The following is a 20467-nucleotide window of genomic DNA, read 5'->3' as shown; positions in this document are numbered from 1 at the left end:
GTAGCACAGTCCGGTTAGTGTACCTGGTTTGGGACCAGGGGGTCGCAGGTTCGAATCCTGCCATCCCGACACGAAGAACCTTTTAAGGATGGTCCGATAGCTCAACTGGATAGAGCAACTGCCTTCTAAGCAGTAGGTTCCAGGTTCGAGTCCTGGTCGGATCACATGTGATCTGATAAGCCGATAGCAGCAATGTTATCGGCTTTTTTATTGCCCAAAAATGATGATCAATTGATTGTGAAGAAGAGAAGTATTATGATTTGTTAAAAATAGAAAAATAGACTAAAAAATCTTAAAACCGTAAACTACAATAGCTAATAAATTAAACAATCAAAATACTTCAATAATGAAAAAGTTATCAATCATCTTACTTCTATCTTTATTTAGTTTAACTTCTTTCGCACAAGACAAATTATTAAATCTTGGTTTTGGTGGAGGTGTATCGTCAGTTTCTGCAAAAGAAGGAGATTTATCAATGAATGGAATTGGAGGTAACTACCACATCAATCTATTTTATAATATCACTCCTAAACTGTCAGTAGGAGCTGAATATGGAGGAACAGTATCGGTGCTTGCACCAAAGGATATGAGTAGTTCTGATTTTGAGGCCACTTCATTTTCTAATATCTCTGGTAAAGTATTATATCACTTTGGAGAAAGTAAAGTAAGACCTTATGTAGGTTTTGGTTTGGGTAGTTACAAAGTAGCTCCTGGTAAATTTGATCCAAAAAATCCACAAGGATTTGACTTTGGTAATCAAGATATAGAAACAACCACAACTATTGGTTATGCACCTGAAATAGGAGTTGACTTTGGTTGGTTCGGTCTCGCAGCAATTTATAGAATAGTACCAGATGTAAAAGTTTATGATACTATGGCTACATATAATAGTTTAGAATTTAGAACTACATTTAACCTTGGTTTTATAGAACGTTAGTTGAATGTAATAGATAAAAAAAAGGTCATCTACTTTGCTTTAAGCGTAGATGACCTTTTCTTTTTTAGAAAGTGTAGCCAATTTGTATAACAAACCGGAGTCCACCTGTCCAAGTGCCATAGGAACCATTCGTACTGACCTCTTTGCCCTCAAGAGCACCATCAAGGATAGGGAACTTTTCTACTAATCCATCTCTAATTTTTGATAGTACCTCGTCTTCTTCATCAATAGTAACATCACTGTCGAGTTTCAATTTACCACCATAGAAGCCATATCCTGGACCAATCATAATTAGATCAATGGCTAGTCTCTTCTTAATAATAAATTGATAACCCAGTTCTACACCAATATTTAATATGTTGGCTGAACCCTTAAAGTTAGCATAGGAGGCTGTAACTTGAGTTCCTGTGGTATCGGTAATGGTAAGTTTACTACTCAGGTTATATCGATAATAGGTGACGTATGGCCCCCAATACAAACCATCAGGAGCAAAGCCTCTATTTCTTTTCTTAAAATATCTTCTGTAATCTACTGCTACACTAAAACCATTGTTTTTATGATCATTAGCAATAATAGAGTCAGTAATAGCGAGGTTAACAATTTTAGGAAAGGATAGAACCCCACCGTTTAATGAGATGGATTCATGATTAGAAATCCTTCTTTCGTATCCAATAACAATATTTCTTCCTCCCCAAAGAATGTAGGGTGTTAGGTTTAGACGTACAACATTCTTTCTCATCATAGTGATGGAAGAGTCGTAGGATACCATTAATTGTTTAGAGTTAGATTGAGAGTAACTTGGAATACTAAAATATAAGAAAAGGATAGTAAGCCAGATTAAGTATTTTTTCATTTTTAAGAGTTATAGTTTTTGTATAACTAATTTACTCTTTAAAAAGATAATTAACCAACCCAATTAACCCAAAATCTAACGTCGCACCAATAGGTAGACCAAGAATGAATCCGTATACTATTAAACGATTGAAATACACTCCAGCAAAACCGTAGAATAGCTCCTCAATCTTTGCGGGGTCCATTGTGTTGATTTCTTTAAGTACGATACCCTTGAAATCGATATTTCTAATAAGACGGCTGGAATGAGGAATTACCGACTTCATCAGACCATCTAAAATACGTTCTAATAAATAGTTTTTAGTTTCGACAGTTAAACATCTATTGAAGTTGTTAAGCAAAATCACAGAAGTGTTTTTAGTGATTTCCCGAATTACCTCTTGGTTTTTATTGTTCTCTAATGACTTGTAGATGCCCTTTTCTAGATCAATAAGTAATTGTTCCTTGTGTATGAACTTATAAATTCCATTTTTTTCAAGATTTATTGCAAGTTCAGAAGCAACACCACCTATTAATTTTTGGAAAGATCTTGTTTGAAGGAACAATTTGAATGTGGTTTCTATTCCATTTTGTAATTCTTCTTTATCTACTTCTTGGAATATTTCTTTTACTTTTTTAGGAAGAAGAATTTTTTTGAAGATATCATGAATAATGTGTGTTAGGTCATTAACGATTAATTCTTTTTTATCTTCTTGATAGAGTTGTGATGCTAAATGTTGACGAATGATATCAATTTCAGGAGCCAAGTTGGAGCTTAAAGTATCATATAATTCGTCTTCAGAAATTTCACCCACATTTAAAATGTTCTCAATTTTAGTGTCAAAAATCTCGTCAACTATGCGATTCATTACATACTGAATACTCGTCAATAATCGATTGTTCTTCATTAAATTTACAACCGCATCATGGAGTACTTCATTGTTGATGCTAACTTCTAGGTCTTTTACTTTAGTTTCTTGTGCTATTATAGAGATCTTATCCTGAATTTTTTGAGTGATTTCAGGTAAACCTCTCATTAAAAGATTCGGGATTTTATTATTTGCTAAATCTTTTGTTGTTCTTTTTATGTGGCCTTCGTAGAGAGTTGCTAAACTTCTTTTCTTCACTACGGTCTCATATACTTCCTCAGCAAATCTATCGTCATTGTCTTTTAGGTGTCCAATAACTTGTTGCATTAGTTTATCTACTAGAGAAATACTGTTTTGTTGTAAAAACTGGTAGGGTTTGCCATCAAATAAATCTCGGATTGGAAGTTCATCATCTGATAGCTTTTCAAATTGTTTTTCGAAGAAGTTTAATAGCTGTTGTTGGAAAGTATCCTTTTCCAATGTATCCAACATTAAATTCCAAACAGTAGATTTTATTCTTACTTTATTGTTCTCTAGTAATTCTAATTCGTTGATCTTTTTAGAACGATAAAACATCAGTTTATCTCTAAACATCATCTTAAGTTTGTCAAAGAGTGATTCATCTTGAATCCATGTATTTGATTTATCAATCTGTCTAGATAGGATATCACTCACTGCTTCGAACATCTGTTGAACAAACTTATCTGGCAGGGCATCAGAAAGCATTAAATCATTTTCAAGGATCTTAACAACACGTTTTGATAAAAAAGCAGCTAATGTTGTATGGATAACATCCTTATGAGTGAAATTGATAAATGTAGTTTGAAGTGAATTCTCTGAGAAATTATTAAATGATTCAAGCTCTTTGTCAATTATTTGAGCTGCTTTTGCGGCATACTCATAGCGATTACTAAATAGTTGATGTGAGACCTCCTTACTAATCTTTTTTCCAATACTCTTCTTTTCCGTTTCAAGAAGTTTATCCAGTGTTTTATAATCACTTTCGACGAAGGTATTGAAGATGGTATCTTTCAATGATGAAATCTTCTCTTCGATATCTGAACCAATAGACTCTTCATTTAATAGCTGCTTGCCTACAAAATTACCCATATTCTCTGCAAACTTAGATTGGTTTGATGAGATGACACTAGGAGTGAAGGGAAGTTGGAAACCAAAAAGGTATTTAGGTCTGTAAGGTCTGAAGATCATTTTTATAGCGATCCAGTTCGTAGCCAAACCAGTAATTCCATAAACACCTGCTATGCCAGCAATTAGAGTTGTTGGGGTATCACCAAAAGGGATATACGCAGTTAAACCTCCTGCAATAGCTCCAAGGAAAGCACCAAAATAGGTGATAGGCTGCATATTGTTACCCATAAAACCTTTCACCATTTCAGGTAATTGCTGATGTTTATTATGCAGGTTTTTTTCAACCACCTTGCTTACTTGTCCCTTCATTAAACGATTGATATTTCTATCAATGTATCCAACAATACCATTTGCTAATTTTAATGGTAGTGAGGTAGTTTTTTCAGCTATGCCAACTAAATCATGAATGGGTCTACTTTTGATCTTTTGACTAAATTGTTGAAGGAATTTTTGAGAAATCTGTTTTAATTTTGGAGTCCAACGTTCTACAGAATTATTTCCGATGACTTTAGAAATACTTTTGTTTTGGATTTCGTTCCAGATGACTTTTTCTGTAGTAGATATCACTCCAATCTTCTCCTCTTCAACTAATTTTAATGAATAGTTTTGTGCTTTTGTTGCAAAGCCTTCAATCGTTTTGTCATTAAAAATAGAATACAAAGGTTGTTCTTTGATTCGGTCTAAGCGATCTTGAACAATTTGCTTTGCGGTATCCGTAGACTTTCTTTGGTATAGAAAATCACTGACTAATTTTTCATCAATTAAATATTTAGTGAGTTTTGATAAATCTTCTTTCTGTTTATTTGAACTCCATAATTGACCAACTTTGCGGTCCAACAATAATGAGATGGAATCCGCACCTTTACCTAATAACCTATGGTCTAATAAGCCAATGAGTAGTTTGTGGATTGAGTTGACAATAGCCTTCTGATCGAATCTATTGATCAATGAACCAATACTATTCTCTTTTAAATACTTTAAGAATAAATCAGCTCCCTTTTCAGCAAGTTCTTTAGAGCGGTCTTCAGATTTATGTTTATTAGTGATATTGATGATTTCATCTACCACTTTAAACCTTTCCGAGACGCTGTCCACAAATAAATTCATAAGCCATCCTCCAAGGAAAGAAGAGTTTTCTTCAAAAGAGGTATTGACTAACTCATTTATTTCTTCCCTATTTTCTTGGATCCATTCAATAACGGCATCTAGAATTATAGGAATATTTTTACGAATAAATTTTTCAAAATTATTCCCAATCGCAGGAGGGAGGATTTGGAATATAGTGGTTTCTTCCTGACGGATTAGATCAACGAAAATGCTAATTAATCTTTTTATTGGAGCATCAGGAGAAGGGTCGTTCAATTCTTTAGAAAGGATTCTGTGAAATTCTTTTGCAATTTTCCCTTCATCACCAGAACCTAAAATATCAGAGATTTTTTTCTTTGAGATGCTATCACTGATCTTACCAATTAAATTCTCAGTATCTAATCGGTAAAGGAGTTTGTCGATAAAGTCATTTAAAGGTAAATCGCCTTTCTTAAGTGTTTCATGAAGCTCATCAAAAAAGTTTGATGTGTACCCTGAAACGCTTTCAAAGATGATTGGAGCAATGACCTCTTGTGCTTGATCCCTTTTGATCTCATGCCATACATCATTCACAAAAATCTCTATAAGTCGGTCTTCTTGTAAGGCATGACTAATCAACTGAAAAAGCTCTTCACATACATGTTGTATTTGATGTTTGGAGGTGAAATCAGTAATTAATGTGTGTTTGAAAATTCCGTTAACACCTTTTCGAATAACATCATTTGTGTTGTCATTGATGATATCTAGAAGCTTATCTACTGATTGATCAATGCCTGGGATATCACCAATTTTTTCATCCTCGGAGAATTCAGAACGCAATTGTCTTTCTACAAACTCACTGAGCATAATTTGTAGAGATTCTCTGAATTTATCTTTTTTTACTTCCTCACTAATATTATCATGTCTGATGATTTCAGACTCTACTAGCTGGCTTATATTTTTGATAAAACTATCTTTTGTTTGTTCAACAATACTAGGAATACCAAGTACTTTGTCGAATAACATTCTTAAAGCCAAGTCATTAGTAGTGTACCCAACGACTGAGCCCGATAGGATTTTAAGAATAAGAGCATTGATCATAATTTAAATTTGCAATAAACTGCTTTGAATGCAAATACTTTATTCACTGTTTCTAAAATTATTATGAAAAACTTTAAAATTTTAGTGATTAATCCTTCATTTTTTAATTATTGCAAAATATTGTTAAAATAAAACTATCGAATGAAACATTTGAATAAAATTGATAAGTGTCATTACTACTATCATTATTGTTTTTATATATTGCAACCGGTTTATGCTAAATGTGGCTATGGAAATTAAAGTTTATCGGCCTACTCAATTTTTTACTAGCATCATATCCAGGGTATTATAAGAACAAGCTTGATTTATTTTAACAATGAGTGAAACTTTAGAACAACAAGTTGTGGAAAATTCGACTAAAAAAAATAACACAGGACCATTCCTGATAATGGTAGGTCTAATGTTTATTGTTGGCTTTTTAACTGTAGTTAACCAACAATTCCAAGCGCCTTTACAAGAGGCACTCCTTTCTGAGGCAGGTAAATTAGAAAACACTCTAGTTACTTTCATTACTTTCGCCTTCTTCATGGGTTATCCTACAATGGGTAACATCGCATCTAACTGGGTAGATAACAAAGGACATAAAACGACTTTAATTAGAGGTCTTTTAATGTTAATTGTTGCCTTAGGTATTGAAGCATTATCAGCTAAATTTGCTGATCTACCTTCAGTAGCAATCGGTGAGGGTCAAGTTCCTCAAGCATTCTTTATCTTTATTGTAGGTTCTTATGCTTTAGGTTGTGCAATGGCTGTATTACAAACTGTAATTAACCCATTCATCGCTGTTTGTGAAGTACCAGGTACTTCTTCTGTAACTCGTTTAAGTATTGCAGGTGCATTAAACTCTATTGGTACAACAGTAGCTCCTTTCTTCGTAGCTAGTATTGTATTTGGTGGTGTTGCTCCTCAAGTAGCTCAATTGTTATTACCACTTTCTATCCTTATGGTAGTAGTAGGTATTGTAGCAGGTGTTTTAGGTAGAATTGAATTACCTAACCCAATGGCTTCTGATTCTGGTGAGGAAATTGATCCTTCAACTTTAACAAAATCTATCTGGAGTTTCAAACACTTAACTTTAGGTGTAATTGCTATCTTCGTTTATGTAGGTGCTGAGGTTGCAGTAGGATCGAACATCGTTTTACATGCAAAACAAATTGGTGTAGCAAAAGAAACTTACGCTTTAATGGCGACTTTATATTGGGGTTCAATGTTAGTTGGCCGTTTATGTGGTTCATTCTTAGCAAAAATCCCAGGTCAAACTCAATTATTAGTAACTTCAACAGTAGCATTATTACTTACTTTAGGTGGTATGTTTACTCAAGAATTATGGTTATTAGTAGGTATCGGTTTAATGCACTCAATCATGTGGGGAGCTATCTTTGCTTTAGCAATTGATAAACTAGGCCCTTACACTGCAAAAGGTTCTGGTGCATTAATGATTGGTGTAGCTGGTGGCGCTGTTCTTCCTTGGTTACAAGGTGTGAGTGCAGATGCATTAGGCGACTGGCAAATGACTTGGACTATTGTAGTAGTTTGTGAAGCTTACTTAATGTACTACGCTTTAGTTGGATATAAATCTGATGATGTAGAAGTTTAATTTTCTATATCTTTCAATATAGATAGCCTTCTCAGTAATGAGAAGGCTTTTTTTGTGCATAAAAAAAAAGCCCGTGCTATTAGCATGGACTTTTCCCTCATTCTGTAACTGATGAACTATTGTGCTATCTATCTATTATACTTAACCTTTCTAGTTGATTCTTCATTAGGTGTAACAGGAAAGAAATATGTTTCTTATTTAGTACATTACAAATGTACACAGGTCACCAAAAATCAACATGAGCATATTACCTAAATGGTATAGGTATTATACCTAATCTACACTTTTAGGTCTGTAAACAGCTTGTTTTTGATAGCATACATCACCAATCCAGCTACATTTCTTTGTCCGGTTTTCTCTAATAAATTCCTCTTATGAGCATCTACAGTTCGGGGAGAAATAAATAATTGTTCAGATATTTCTTTATTAGTAGCTTGGTCTATGATTAAACGCAAAACTTCCTTTTCTCTTGCAGTTAATAAGAAGTGTGGATCATTAGCGGTGGCAACTTTTGATTGTTCATCTTTGTAACTACTTATAATATTTTTTGTAGCAGAAGAACAATAGTAGGAATCTCCTGAGATAACAGCCCTTGCTGCTTTAAGTATTTCTTCCTCCTTACAATCTTTAAATAAATATCCATCAGCACCAGCATCAATCATATTTTTAATATAACTGCTATCCATCATCATGCTCAATGCAATTACTTTAATATGAGGAAAATGTTCTTTGATTTTTTTAGTGGCACTGATTCCATCCATTCCTTGCATACTGATATCCATAAAAATCAGATCTACATCCATGGCATTAAGAGCTTTAAATGCTCGTTCACCACAATCTGCCTCTGCAATTACTTCAAAATCATCTAAGTTTTTAAAATAAGATCGAATTCCGTGTCGGATTACACTATGATCATCTACAAGTAAAATTTTATGTTTCATCCTCTTAATGGTTTCAATTATTTGGTAAAAGTTGGAATTTCAATGACGATACAGGTCCCAAACTTTTCTGATGATTCGAAAAAGATATTGCCACTAATTGACTCAATACGATCTTTCATATTTTGTAGTCCTAGTCCTTTTTTGTCTTTGGATAACTTTTCATTGATATCAAAGCCGCAGCCATTATCTTCGATCGTTAAAATGATTTGATCTATATCTTGAGTCATAGAAATAGAAACATCTGTTGCACCTCCGTGTTTAAAAGAATTATTTATAGCTTCTTGGGTAACCCTTAGTAACAATAGTTGCTTAGCTAAGGATAATGCATTCGCATCATATTTGTAAAAAAAATGCAAGTTTTTGTCTGAAATATCCTTGTAATAATTTGCGATTTTTTCAACAGAACCACTATAACCCCTTTCTTCAATTGAAGTGGGCATTATGTTATGTGCAATGTTTCTTCCTTCTTTAATAGCCTCTCTTATTTTTTCTCTAATTCCTGAGAGTCTTTCTTTTTCATTTTGGTTTATATTATTTGAGTTTTTTATAAACTCGTCAAGTAGGTATAAGGAGGCAGTTAATGTCTGTCCCATACCATCATGTATTTCTGCAGCAAAACGTTCTCTTTCTTTATCCTCAGTTTTTAAGACAGCCTTTTGAATATTCTCCGATTGATTTTTAAAGAATGTGATATCAGAATGTTTACCTATAACTCTAGTGACAGTGCCGTTAATATCTTTTTGAACAGCAGCCTTGAGAAGTACCCATATGATATTATTATCGGCATTATACATCCTAAATATCAATTGGAACCCATCTTTGATTAAAATGTCTCTTTGGAGTGTTTTTAGTGCAGATGGACGATCTTCTGGATGTATTGCATTCAATAAAATAGAGATGTCACCTTCCTTTTCCTTTGTCGCGAAACCCAACATTTGAAAAAATGGCCTTGAGTAGAACACTTTTCTTGTGACATGATTCCAATCCCAAATTCCTTCTTTTGAAGCCTCAAAGGATAATCTCTGACGTTCTTCGTTGGCAAAAATAGCCTTAGCACTATTTTCAGAATATTCTATTCCCAATGGGAGGTCTGATAATAGAGAGGTGTCTGTATGTTCTAACTGTTCAATAGCTTGAGCTTGCAATAAAGCCTGTAATTTCTTTTCCTTTGAGGTTAATGAGATAATCTGAGCCTTGAGGTTTTGAATCTCTTCTATGTCAACATCAGATTGATCGAAAGAAATAGGTAATGCCAGCCACAAGAATACATCGTTAAGTTTAGATAACTGAACAGCATACCTTTTATGCGTTACTTTATGAATAAGAATTCCATTCCATACCGAAATCCTTTTTAAAAGTACATTAGGTGTTATACTATCATTCTTACTGAAGTCATAATAACAATGTATATACCTGTCATCAGGTTGTGTTTCAAATTGAGAATTATGTTCCAATATCTTACCGATACCATCCAAAAGGACTATCTGAATCGCTTTGTTTAATATGAGTTGCTTAAGATTTTTATCGTTAAGTGATAACGCAACATCTTTAGTAGATGATATCTTCGTCATAAGTAGCGTATTTAAGAAATAACGAGTATTAGGTCTTTACTTAAATTTACAACTTATGAGAATAAATTGAAAGCTGATGTACAGTTCAGTTTAGTTTATCGAATATTTCGGTTGTAAGGTGAATTCTGGAATTTGAACATCAAATGGACTGTTGTCACGTACGCGAATCATTTCATAACTTCCTTTCATTTTTCCAATAGGAGACACAAAGTGACACCCAGAAACATATTCAAAAGATTCACCGGGTTGGATAATTGGACTTTTACCAACTACACCATCACCTCTAACGACTTCTCTTTTATCTCCTGTGATATCTATAATTTCCCAATTTCTCTTTAGTAGTTGTACTGCCGACGCACTTAGGTTGTCAATCCTGATTTTGTAGCCAAATACATAATGTCTTTCGGTAGGTGAGGAATATTCGGGAAGGAAATATTGATCAACGCTCACCTTTATACCTTCTGTGATTGCTATTTCCATAATTTACATTTGTTTACAAGTATAATGAATATACTGCTCATTTGTAAATAAAACTCAAAAAAAATATATAAGTACTTATATAAATTCTTGTTATTTCTTTGAAATATGTAAGTACTTATATACTTTTGTGCTGCTAATTCAATAAGAAATCATCAATGAATTTTTACCAGTCAGCAGGAAGCCTAGTATTAGGCAGTAGATTAAGAAGAATAGGAGAAAAATTCCTATCTGAAGTGGCAAAAGTGTATGAAATGAAAGGTATCGATTTTGATCCTTCTTGGTTCCCAATTTTTTATCTATTAGATAAAAATACATCTATGTCTTTAAGAGAAATTTCCGACGAATTGGGAGTGAGTCATTCAGCTGTAAGCCAATTGACAACAGCTCTCATTAAGAAAGGGCATTTATTGATGGAGAAGGATATTAATGATGGCAGAAAAAGAATATTACAGTTGACACCTCAGGGAGAATCGTTGGTAGAGACATCGAAACCAATTTGGTCAGCATTACAAGCTTCGGTGAAAGAATTATCAGCATTGGGAGATAATAGACTTTTGGAAGAATTAACTACACTTGAGAATTCATTATCAGAAAGAAATTTATCTGACAGGGTGTTAGAGAAGTTAAAATAGAAAAATCACATACTAAGCATAAAGCATATATACTAACATGAAGAAAGTTTTTAACTATGGTATTGACCGTCTAACGGTAAATATCGCTTTGGATATTGCAAGAGGTAATACCAAAGGAGTTTTAAATGGAAAAGCTAAAGAGAAAGTATTAAAGAGCCAATCCTACGTACAAGAAATTGTAGCAAAAGGAGATGTGGTTTATGGAGTTAATACTGGGTTTGGTCCACTATGTACGACGATCATTTCTGAGGAAGATACCTCGACTCTTCAACATAAGATTCTGCAAAGTCATAGTGTTGGGGTCGGTAATATTATTCCTAAGGAGACATCAAAACTGATGTTGATCACAAAAGCTCATGCTTTGGCGCAAGGTTTTTCTGGAATAGCTCTTACTACATTAGAGAGAATCATATGGCATATTGATAAAGATATAGTGCCTACTGTACCAGAGAAGGGTTCTGTTGGAGCATCAGGAGATTTGGCTCCTTTATCTCATCTATTCCTTCCATTAATAGGATTAGGCGAGGTATATACTGAAGATGGTAGTAGAGCCATTACTTCAGATGTCTTAAGCCGATTAGGAATGAAGTCATTACAATTGGGTCCAAAAGAAGGTCTAGCACTTATCAATGGTACTCAATTTATCTTATCACATGCAGTGAAAGTAGTAGAAAGGTTAGCTCAGGCCTTAGATACTGCAGATGTTATAGGAGCAATGTCTTTAGAAGGTTTGATGGGATCAGCAAGACCATTTGAACCAGAATTACATCAAATTAGAGCATACAAAGGTACGCAACTAGTTGCCACTCGTTTAAGAGAAATGCTAAATGGATCTGAAATCTTAGAATCTCATGTTGATTGTGATAGAGTACAAGATCCATACTCTTTAAGATGTATGCCTCAAGTGCATGGAGCATCTAGAAATGCCTGGTTGCACTTAAAAGAATTAGTTGAGGTTGAATTGAATTCGGTAACAGATAATCCGATCATATTGGACGCTGAAAATGCCATCTCAGGGGGTAATTTTCATGGACAACCTTTAGCTCTACCACTAGATTATGCAGGAGTTGCTGCTGCAGAAATTGGTAATATCGCTGATCGTCGTTGCTACATGATGATTGAAGGTAGATTCGGGTTACCGAAATTATTAATGAAAGATGTGGGGTTAAATTCAGGATTTATGATTCCTCAATATACTTCAGCAGCTTTAGTGACTGAAAATAAAACATTATGTTTTCCTGCATCAGCAGATAGTGTACCCACTTCATTAGGTCAAGAAGACCATGTATCGATGGGATCTATTTCAGGCAGAAAGACTTTACAAATTATTGATAACCTTGAGCAAATTTTAGCAGTAGAGTTATTGTATGCAGCCCAAGCATTAGACTTCAGAAGACCTTTGAAATCTTCACCAATTATTGAAGGTACTCATGCTTATGTGAGGGAAAGAGTAGCACATGCCGACGAAGATAGAGTATTAGCTTATGACATTAAGGCAATGCATGATATTGTAAAAAGTGGTGCATTGGTTCATTTAGCAAATGAAATATCAAAGAAAGAAAAGATTGATTTAAATGGAGAATACAAACAGGAGTTCTCTTTTTAATTAGAAAATACTAAACACATACTAATCATGGAAGCATCATCAACATCACAACAAAAATTTGAAGCGTTTTTAGAAAAATACGCAAAACATCCACATTATATCCCACCAACAGGACCAGAACTTAACGCAAAGTCTTGGCAGACAGAAGCTCCTTTAAGAATGTTCTTAAACAATCTTACGGATGAAGTAGCTGAAGATCCTGCAAACCTTGTTGTATATGGAGGTACAGGACAAGCAGCAAGAAATAGAGAGTCACTAGAAAAAATCATCAAGATTCTTCTTGAGTTGGATAATAACCATTCTCTGCTTGTTCAATCTGGTAAGCCAGTTGGGGTAGTGAGAACACACCCTGAAGCACCTAGAGTATTAATTGCCAATTCAAACCTTGTACCTGCTTGGGCAACATGGGAGCATTTTCAAGAATTAAAAGAAAGAGGTCTTATGATGTATGGTCAGATGACAGCTGGTTCTTGGATTTATATTGGTACTCAAGGAATTTTACAAGGAACGTATGAGACATTTGCTTCTTGTGCTCGTCAACATTTCGGAGGAGATCTAAAAGGTCGTCTTTTAGTAACTGGTGGTATGGGCGGCATGGGCGGAGCTCAACCGCTAGCAGCGACAATGTGTGGTGCTGCAATGTTAGGTGTTGATATTGACCCCGCTCGTATCCAGAAGCGTATTGATACAAAGTATATCGATAAGATGACTCACTCATACGAAGAGGCGATTCAATGGGTAATGGAAGCGAAGGAAAAAGGTGAGGCATTATCTGTTGGCTTAGTAGGTGATATTGGTGATGTTTTGGAAAGACTTATCCAAGATGGAATCACACCTGATGTTTTAACAGATCAAACTTCTGCTCATGACCCAGTATATGGTTATGTTCCAAACGGGATGTCATTAGAGGAAGCGGAGAAATTAAGAGAAACAGACCCTGTTTTATATAAAGAAAAGTCATTGAAATCAATGGCTCGCCACGTACAATACATGTTGGATTTAGAGGAGAAAGGAGCAATCACTTTCGATTATGGAAACAACTTACGTGAGTTTGCAAAACAAGGAGGCTGTGATAATGCATACAATTTCCCTGGTTTTACTCCAGCTTATATCCGTCCATTATTCTGTGAAGGAAAAGGACCTTTCCGTTGGGCTGCTTTATCAGGTGATCCACAAGATATTAAAGTAACAGATGAAGCTTTAAAAGAAGCATTCCCTGAAAATAAGCATTTAATCAAGTGGCTAGAAGAAGCGGATGAAAAGGTAGCTTTCCAAGGTTTACCATCAAGAATTTGTTGGTTAGGAATGGGTGAAAGAGAAAAAGCAGGAGTGATATTCAATAACCTTGTAAAAGAAGGCAAGTTGAAGGCTCCGATCGTTATTGGTAGAGATCACTTGGATTGCGGATCTGTAGCATCACCAAACAGAGAGACAGAGTCGATGTTAGATGGTTCTGATGCAGTTTCAGATTGGCCATTACTAAACTTAATGTCAAATGCAACTGGTGGAGCCACTTGGATTTCTTTCCATCATGGAGGTGGAGTTGGAATCGGTTACTCACAACATGCTGGTATGGTTGTTTTGGCTGATGGAACAGAAAGAGCTGAAAATTGTATCAGAAGAGTGTTACATAACGACCCTGCAATGGGAATTTTCCGTCATCATGATGCTGGATATGATATTGCCACAAAAGTGGGTGAAGATCATGATTTAATCATCAAATAAATATTCTTTTCAAAAGCCTAGAAATTTTCTTCTGGGCTTTTGAATTTTTGGTATACAACTATCAATTTTTACAATGAATAAATTAATAGGACCATTTACTCAAATTGTAACATTAGCAAACCTTCCAATGAAGGGGAGAATTGAAGATGAACAATTAGAGATTATTGATAATGCTGGTGTAAGCGTTGATGAAGATGGAAATATTTTAGCAATAAAGACCTTTGCTGATTTTGATCAAGATGCTTTCAAAGAAATAGAAACAATTGATCAGGAGGCTGTATTAATTCCTGGTTTTGTTGATTGCCATACTCATATTTGTTGGGGAGGAAATAGAGCAAGAGATTATGCAATGAGAGTGGCAGGGAAACCTTACCTTGAAATTGCAAAAGCAGGTGGTGGTATTCAAGATTCAATGAAGAAGACAAGAGCAGCTTCTGAAAAGGAATTGAAGGATGTTACTGTGGAAAGAGCTGATCGTCATTTCTCAAGAGGTGTAACTACAATTGAAGTGAAGAGTGGTTACGCATTGGATATCGACAATGAGCTTAAAATGTTGAGATCAATAAAGTCGGCAGACAAAGAAACAAAGGCAGATCTGATTACCACATGTTTGGCAGCTCATATGAAGCCTAAAGATTTTGAAGGGTCATCACGTGAATATTTAGATAGGGTATTAGATACCTTATTACCTGAAATAAAAAAGGAGAACCTTAGTAATAGAGTTGATATTTTTACAGAGGAAACGGCATTTAATGTAGAAGAATCAAATTACTATTTATCAAAAGCAAAAGACTTAGGGTTTGATATTACCGTACATGCAGATCAGTTTTCTACTGGTGGCTCCAAAGTAGCTGTTGATAATGGAGCATTGTCTGCAGAACATTTGGAATCAAGTACAGAAGAAGAGGTGAAAATGCTTGCAGAATCTGAGACAGTTGCAACTGTATTACCTGGTGCATCTTTAGGTTTGGGTATGCAATATCCTCCTTGTAGAAAATTATTGGATGCAGGAGCTTGTCTTGCAATTGCTTCAGATTGGAATCCTGGATCAGCACCTATGGGAGATATGTTGATACAAGGGGCCTTGTTAGGGGCTATGGAAAAGCTTTCTACTGCTGAGGTTTTTGCAGGTATGACATTTAGGTCTGCTAAAGCATTGGGACTATCAGATCGAGGTAAATTAGAAGTAGGTAAGTTGGCTGACATGCAGGCTTATCCATGTAATGATTACAGAGAGATCTTATACAATCAAGGAATGTTACCACCTTTTAAAGTGTGGAAAAAAGGAAATTAACAATAAGCACCTCAACTAGAGGTGCTTTTTTATTTAATATTGTTTACATAATTTAGCTCTCTAATTTTTTATGTATTGCCAAGTATAAACTATTCATTACAATGACTAATTTGAATTTCTCAAAAACATATAAGGATCTTGACGGCCCAAAAGGTAAGCCAATTGTTGGGCATATTTTCGACCTAGAAAAAGATAGACTTCATTTACAGTATGAAGATTGGGCAAAAGAATATGGAGAACTTTACAATCTGAAATTTCTGAATATAAATGTTACGGTTTCTACAAATCCAGATACAAATGCTTATATCTTTAAAAATCGTCCAAACAAATTCAGACGATTTAAAAAATTGGCAGATGTAATTAATGAAGTGGGCGTTGATGGTGTCTTTACTGCTGAAGGTGAAAGTTGGAAAAAACAGAGAAAAGTAACCCAAAAGGCGTTAGATAATAAGAATGTTAAAGCTTTCTTTCCTTCTATACTTACTGTAGCGGATCGTTTAAAAAACTATTGGGATACTCAAGTGTCTAAAGGAGATCAATTGGACTATCCTTTGTCAAAAGATTTTATCCGAGCTACTGTAGATGTGACGACAAACTTAGCATTTGGTTATGATATGAATACTGTGGAAAATCAAACCAATGATACTCAGGAACATGTCGAGAAAATATTTCCTCAGCTTAATAAGAGAGTAAATAGCCCAATTCCACTATACAAGTACTTTAAAACGGCAGAAGTAAAAGACTTTGAGGAGTCTTTAAAATATATAAGAGAGCATCTAGGTAAATTCATTACACAGGCAGAAGAGCGATTAAAGAACGACCCTTCATTATATGAAAATCCTTCAAATTTCTTGGAAGCAATGTTAGCTTCACAAGATAAAGATGACCCATTTACCTGGGACGAGATTTTTGGTAACTTATATACGATGCTTTTGGCAGGGGAGGATACAACTTCCAATTCTTTAACCTGGACAAGTTACTTCTTAAGTAAGTACCCAGAAGTACAAGAAAAGATCAGAGAAGAGATTAGACAAGTGCTAGGTGAAAATGGTAAAATTAAATCCTTCGAACAAATACAGCAATTCCAATACACTAGTGCTGTATTTAAAGAAGTGACAAGATTAAAACCGGTTACACCTAATTTGTATATGCAATGTCTTGAAGATACAGTTGTCAATGATGTACTGTTTCCAAAAGGGCATTTTATCATCACTCAACTTAGTAGTGCTGCGAGGTCTGAGGAATACTTTGAGAAAGCCAAAGAATTTATTCCAGAAAGATGGTTAAAAGAAAAAGATGAACCGGTTGTGGGTTGTCCTTTTCATGGGCATAAAAAAGCAGATGCGATGAAGCCATTTGGTGGAGGTCCAAGATTGTGTCCAGGAAAGTTCTTGGCAGAGGTAGAATCTGTTGTTTTCCTAGTGACGCTGATGAAGGATTTTGAAATAGAATTTTATGATAAAGACTTAGAGGTTGAAGAGCTTTTCGCTTTCACTATGCAAGCAAAAAATCTAAAACTGAATTTCAAGAAACGTCACCAAGTTTCTGACAAATTGAAAGGAGAATTGAATTATTCTAATTAACAATTGGATAATGTAAATAATTAGGTAAAACTAGTCTTTTATTTGTTAACGCCTGAAATTAAGGTCAATAAAAAAATCAGTAAGAAATGTTAATACTTTCTTTTGATTTTTTTTGTTTTTTGACTTAAACATTGTACTTTCAATTGTTAATATTGGGAATTGAAAATGATTTCAGAATAAAGGATTATCCTGTTTATCCTTCTGTAAACACATATATGAGTAAGATAAAATCATTCGACTTGTCTAACGTCAAGTTGTCTCAATTAGTAATTCATAAAGTAGGAAATAAAACCCAAGAAGAGCCACTTGAGCTGTCTGAATTCGAAATAGAATTAGAAAATTTCAGTCCATTATATAAATCTGTAATGGATTACTTCTTAAGGTCTTTTAAACCAGGGCCAATGTATCATTTCGATACACCTGAAGGAAAAGAAACAATTGCTGACAATGAAATGTTTGTTGCAGCTAACGCTATTTTCAGTAATCCATTTGAGCAGTTTATGACAAGATCTAGAGAGATGTCAGAATTGCTTTATGAGGCGTCAACTCATCCAAGAATAAAAGGAGGAGAATTTTTCGTTGCAATGCTAAAAGATTGTGTTGTTGATGGTGACGTTGTGGATGCTATCGGATTATTCAAGGCTGAGCACAAAGAGTTATTTCTACAAATTGGAGACAAAACTGATGTAGGTAATTTCGAATTACAACAAAATGAAGGTGTCAGTGTAAAGAAACTAGACAAAGGGTGTCTAATTTTTCAGGCTGAACAAGAAAAAGGTTTTAAAGTGATGCTTAAAGACAGTCCTACAAAGTCTGTTGAAGCATTGTATTGGAAAGAAACCTACCTTCAATTAAAGGCAAGAGAAGATAATTACTTCCATACTAAAAACTACATGGACCTTTGTAAAGGTTTTGTTGAGGAAGTATTTAATGAAGATCATGCTGTAGAAAAGCCTGCTCAAATCGACCTTTTAAATAGAAGTGCAAAGTACTTCAGTGACAAAGAAGAGTTCAATGTTGTTGACTTTGAAAACAACGTCATTGAAGAACCTGAAGTAATTGAAGCTTTTCAAGAGTACAAAGTGGACTTTCAAGAGAAGAAGGAAGTTCCAATGTATGACGAATTTAAGGTTTCGAAAGAAGCAGTTCGCAAGAACAAAAAAGAATTTAAAAGTATTATCAAATTAGATAAGAAGATTAATATCACCGTTTCAGGGAATGAGCAGAATATTGAAAAAGGCTTTGATACTGAGCGAAATATGAATTATTATATGATATACTTCAACGAAGAAGAGTGATGTAAATCACCTGTGAAAAAGTTGAATTATAACATTTTTTAGTCAATTAACATTTGTTTAAACTTGTTATTTAAAACCCTAAAAATGTTATTGCGTATATCAGAAAGTAACGAGTACATCATTATACAATAATATCAAAAACTTAAAATAATACTATGGATGCAGTAAAGATTCTTCTTGTAGAGGATGATAGAATTATAGCCTCACTTGTTAAAAAATATTTAGATATCAGAGGTTATGCTGTAAACCACGCTGAAGATGGAGTAGAAGGCATGAAAGAATTTGATAAAGCAGATTATGATCTGATTATCATGGACGTTATGATGCCACACAAAGATGGCTATACTCTTGCTGAAGAAATCAGAGCAAAAGATCCTTATATTCCAATCTTATTTATGTCTTCAAACAATCTTCCTAAAGATAAAATTAAGGCATTCAGAATTGGAGCAGACGATTATGTTACCAAGCCTGTAAATGTTGAGGAACTTTTACTTCGTATTGAGGTGATCTTAAAGCGTCAAAAATCGGAGCCAAAAGTTGAGATCGGAAGCGATGACGATCCACATGAAATCAAAATTGGTAACTATATCCTAGACTTCCCTTACCAGAAGTTACAAATTGGAGATGATACAAGAAAGCTGACAACTCGTGAAGCTGAATTGTTAAGATTCTTACATCGTCACCGTAATTCATTAATCAAACGTGAGTATATCTTACAAGAAGTTTGGGGAGATGATGATTATTATAAAGGTAGATCTTTAGACGTATTTATGTCACGTCTTAGAAAGTACCTTAAAGATGATCCTACAATTGAAATTTTGAATGTTCACGGAATTGGATTCAAATTCTTAGTTCAAGATTAATCAATAGAAATATTATATTTGAAGCCTGTTAGTAATAAAGCTAACAGGCTTTTTTTGTATATGAAGTTAGCAGAGTTAATTATAGGAGGGGAACCTTTTGAGGTGGTAATTTTTCCGGAAAATGCACCTATAGCAACAGAACGCTTTGAGGCTTTAGTGAAATCCAATATTTTTAATGGTTGGAAAGTAAAGTTTGTTGTTCCAGATAGGCTAATAAAATTTGAGCCTTTTAAAGATACGGTACACTTTACAGAACGCCCCATGACAAGGCCAGATCATTCTGCTCCAAAACTTAGGCAAGGTGTATTGGCTTTTGTTGGAGTAAATAAAGAAATGGTATCAGATAGATTAATGTTTGTGTTGAATGATGAAGATGCAGCAACTTACGATGGGATATGTTCTCCGATTGGTTGTTTGACTGTCGATCATCAAAAAAAAGTGAGTCAGGTAGATGAAGGAATGATAATTAGTAAAATATCAATAAAAGAGGTGGAAAAAGAAGAAATATTGTCACGAATACCATCATTTATTTGAATTCTCATATTATTAGGGTCATATTTGCCTTTAGAAACAATACAAACTTATGATACCATTCTCGTACTACATGTTAGCATCAGCCTTCTTATTTAGTATTGGTTTATCCATCGCGTTAACCAAACGAAGTGCTATTGTTGCCTTGATGGGTGTGGAATTGATGCTAAATGCAGCAAATGTAAATTTAGTTGCTTTTTCTATGCAAGATCCTTCTTTGATGGATGGAAATGCATTTGCAATTTTTGTAATTGTGATTGCTGCAGCAGAAGTGAGTGTTGCCTTAGCATTAATTATTAAATTGTTTCAATTCTTTAGAACTGTTGATTTACATCAAGTCAATCAGTTAAAAGAAGAATAATATTAGTGCAAACTGAACTAACCAAATTTTTGC

General features: G+C 34.5%; 16 protein-coding genes and 1 tRNA gene. 12 read left to right on the top strand and 5 right to left on the bottom strand.

What is annotated here, in order from left to right:
- Window positions 1-90: 90 nt before the first annotated feature.
- Window positions 91-164, top strand: a tRNA-Arg gene (locus HGP29_RS16120).
- A 182-nt stretch (window positions 165-346) separates the two neighbouring features.
- Window positions 347-937 carry an outer membrane beta-barrel protein gene (locus tag HGP29_RS16115; protein ID WP_168883451.1) on the top strand — a complete coding sequence of 197 codons (591 nt, stop codon included), beginning with the start codon at window positions 347-349 and terminating at the stop codon, window positions 935-937.
- A 64-nt stretch (window positions 938-1001) separates the two neighbouring features.
- Here HGP29_RS16115 and HGP29_RS16110 read toward each other — a convergent pair whose 3' ends face one another.
- A complete protein-coding gene (locus tag HGP29_RS16110) occupies window positions 1002-1790 on the bottom strand; it encodes a DUF3575 domain-containing protein (protein WP_168883450.1) in 789 nt (262 codons plus the stop codon).
- Window positions 1791-1821: 31 nt separating this feature from the next.
- Complete coding sequence (locus tag HGP29_RS16105; RefSeq protein WP_168883449.1) at window positions 1822-5952, bottom strand: DUF445 family protein; 4131 nt, start codon at window positions 5950-5952, stop codon at window positions 1822-1824.
- 316 nt (window positions 5953-6268) lie between these two features.
- On the opposite strand from HGP29_RS16105, the gene HGP29_RS16100 reads away from it, so the two are divergent.
- Window positions 6269-7549, top strand: a complete 1281-nt coding sequence (locus HGP29_RS16100; protein ID WP_168883448.1) for an MFS transporter — start codon at window positions 6269-6271, stop codon at window positions 7547-7549.
- A 278-nt stretch (window positions 7550-7827) separates the two neighbouring features.
- Here the strand turns inward: HGP29_RS16100 and HGP29_RS16095 are convergent, their stop codons facing one another.
- The 3 genes from HGP29_RS16095 to apaG form a co-directional block, all read right to left on the bottom strand.
- Entirely contained in the window at window positions 7828-8490 is a 663-nt protein-coding gene (locus tag HGP29_RS16095) for a response regulator (RefSeq protein ID WP_168883447.1), read from the bottom strand.
- A gap of 17 nt (window positions 8491-8507) precedes the next feature.
- Window positions 8508-10061: a sensor histidine kinase gene (locus HGP29_RS16090; protein ID WP_168883446.1), complete on the bottom strand. Its 1554-nt coding sequence runs from the start codon at window positions 10059-10061 to the stop codon at window positions 8508-8510.
- A 90-nt stretch (window positions 10062-10151) separates the two neighbouring features.
- Window positions 10152-10541: a Co2+/Mg2+ efflux protein ApaG gene (gene apaG / locus HGP29_RS16085; protein ID WP_168883445.1), complete on the bottom strand. Its 390-nt coding sequence runs from the start codon at window positions 10539-10541 to the stop codon at window positions 10152-10154.
- 155 nt (window positions 10542-10696) lie between these two features.
- Between apaG and HGP29_RS16080 the strand changes: the two genes are divergently transcribed.
- From HGP29_RS16080 to nuoK, 9 genes are all read left to right on the top strand, one after another.
- Window positions 10697-11173, top strand: a complete 477-nt coding sequence (locus HGP29_RS16080; RefSeq protein WP_168883444.1) for a MarR family winged helix-turn-helix transcriptional regulator — start codon at window positions 10697-10699, stop codon at window positions 11171-11173.
- 37 nt (window positions 11174-11210) lie between these two features.
- Entirely contained in the window at window positions 11211-12779 is a 1569-nt protein-coding gene (gene hutH, locus HGP29_RS16075) for a histidine ammonia-lyase (RefSeq protein WP_168883443.1), read from the top strand.
- 27 nt (window positions 12780-12806) lie between these two features.
- The gene (gene hutU / locus HGP29_RS16070) at window positions 12807-14504 is read left to right on the top strand and encodes a urocanate hydratase (RefSeq protein WP_168883442.1); all 1698 of its coding nucleotides are present in this window, start codon (window positions 12807-12809) and stop codon (window positions 14502-14504) included.
- Window positions 14505-14577: 73 nt separating this feature from the next.
- Window positions 14578-15798, top strand: coding sequence for an imidazolonepropionase (gene hutI, locus HGP29_RS16065; RefSeq protein WP_168883441.1), 1221 nt, complete (start codon window positions 14578-14580; stop codon window positions 15796-15798).
- Window positions 15799-15899: 101 nt separating this feature from the next.
- Window positions 15900-17381: a cytochrome P450 gene (locus tag HGP29_RS16060; protein WP_168883440.1), complete on the top strand. Its 1482-nt coding sequence runs from the start codon at window positions 15900-15902 to the stop codon at window positions 17379-17381.
- 215 nt (window positions 17382-17596) lie between these two features.
- Window positions 17597-18679 carry a nucleoid-associated protein gene (locus tag HGP29_RS16055; protein WP_168883439.1) on the top strand — a complete coding sequence of 361 codons (1083 nt, stop codon included), beginning with the start codon at window positions 17597-17599 and terminating at the stop codon, window positions 18677-18679.
- 155 nt (window positions 18680-18834) lie between these two features.
- On the top strand, window positions 18835-19542 hold the full coding sequence (locus tag HGP29_RS16050; protein ID WP_168883438.1) for a response regulator transcription factor: 708 nt from the start codon (window positions 18835-18837) through the stop codon (window positions 19540-19542).
- A 60-nt stretch (window positions 19543-19602) separates the two neighbouring features.
- Complete coding sequence (locus tag HGP29_RS16045; RefSeq protein WP_168883437.1) at window positions 19603-20076, top strand: peptidylprolyl isomerase; 474 nt, start codon at window positions 19603-19605, stop codon at window positions 20074-20076.
- Between the two features lie 49 nt (window positions 20077-20125).
- A complete protein-coding gene (gene nuoK / locus HGP29_RS16040; protein ID WP_168883436.1) occupies window positions 20126-20434 on the top strand; it encodes an NADH-quinone oxidoreductase subunit NuoK in 309 nt (102 codons plus the stop codon).
- The last annotated feature ends 33 nt before the right edge of the window (window positions 20435-20467 follow it).

Source organism: Flammeovirga agarivorans, from assembly GCF_012641475.1.
Classification (GTDB): Bacteria; Bacteroidota; Bacteroidia; order Cytophagales; family Flammeovirgaceae; genus Flammeovirga; species Flammeovirga agarivorans.
This window is presented reverse-complemented; position numbering and strand designations above follow the sequence as displayed.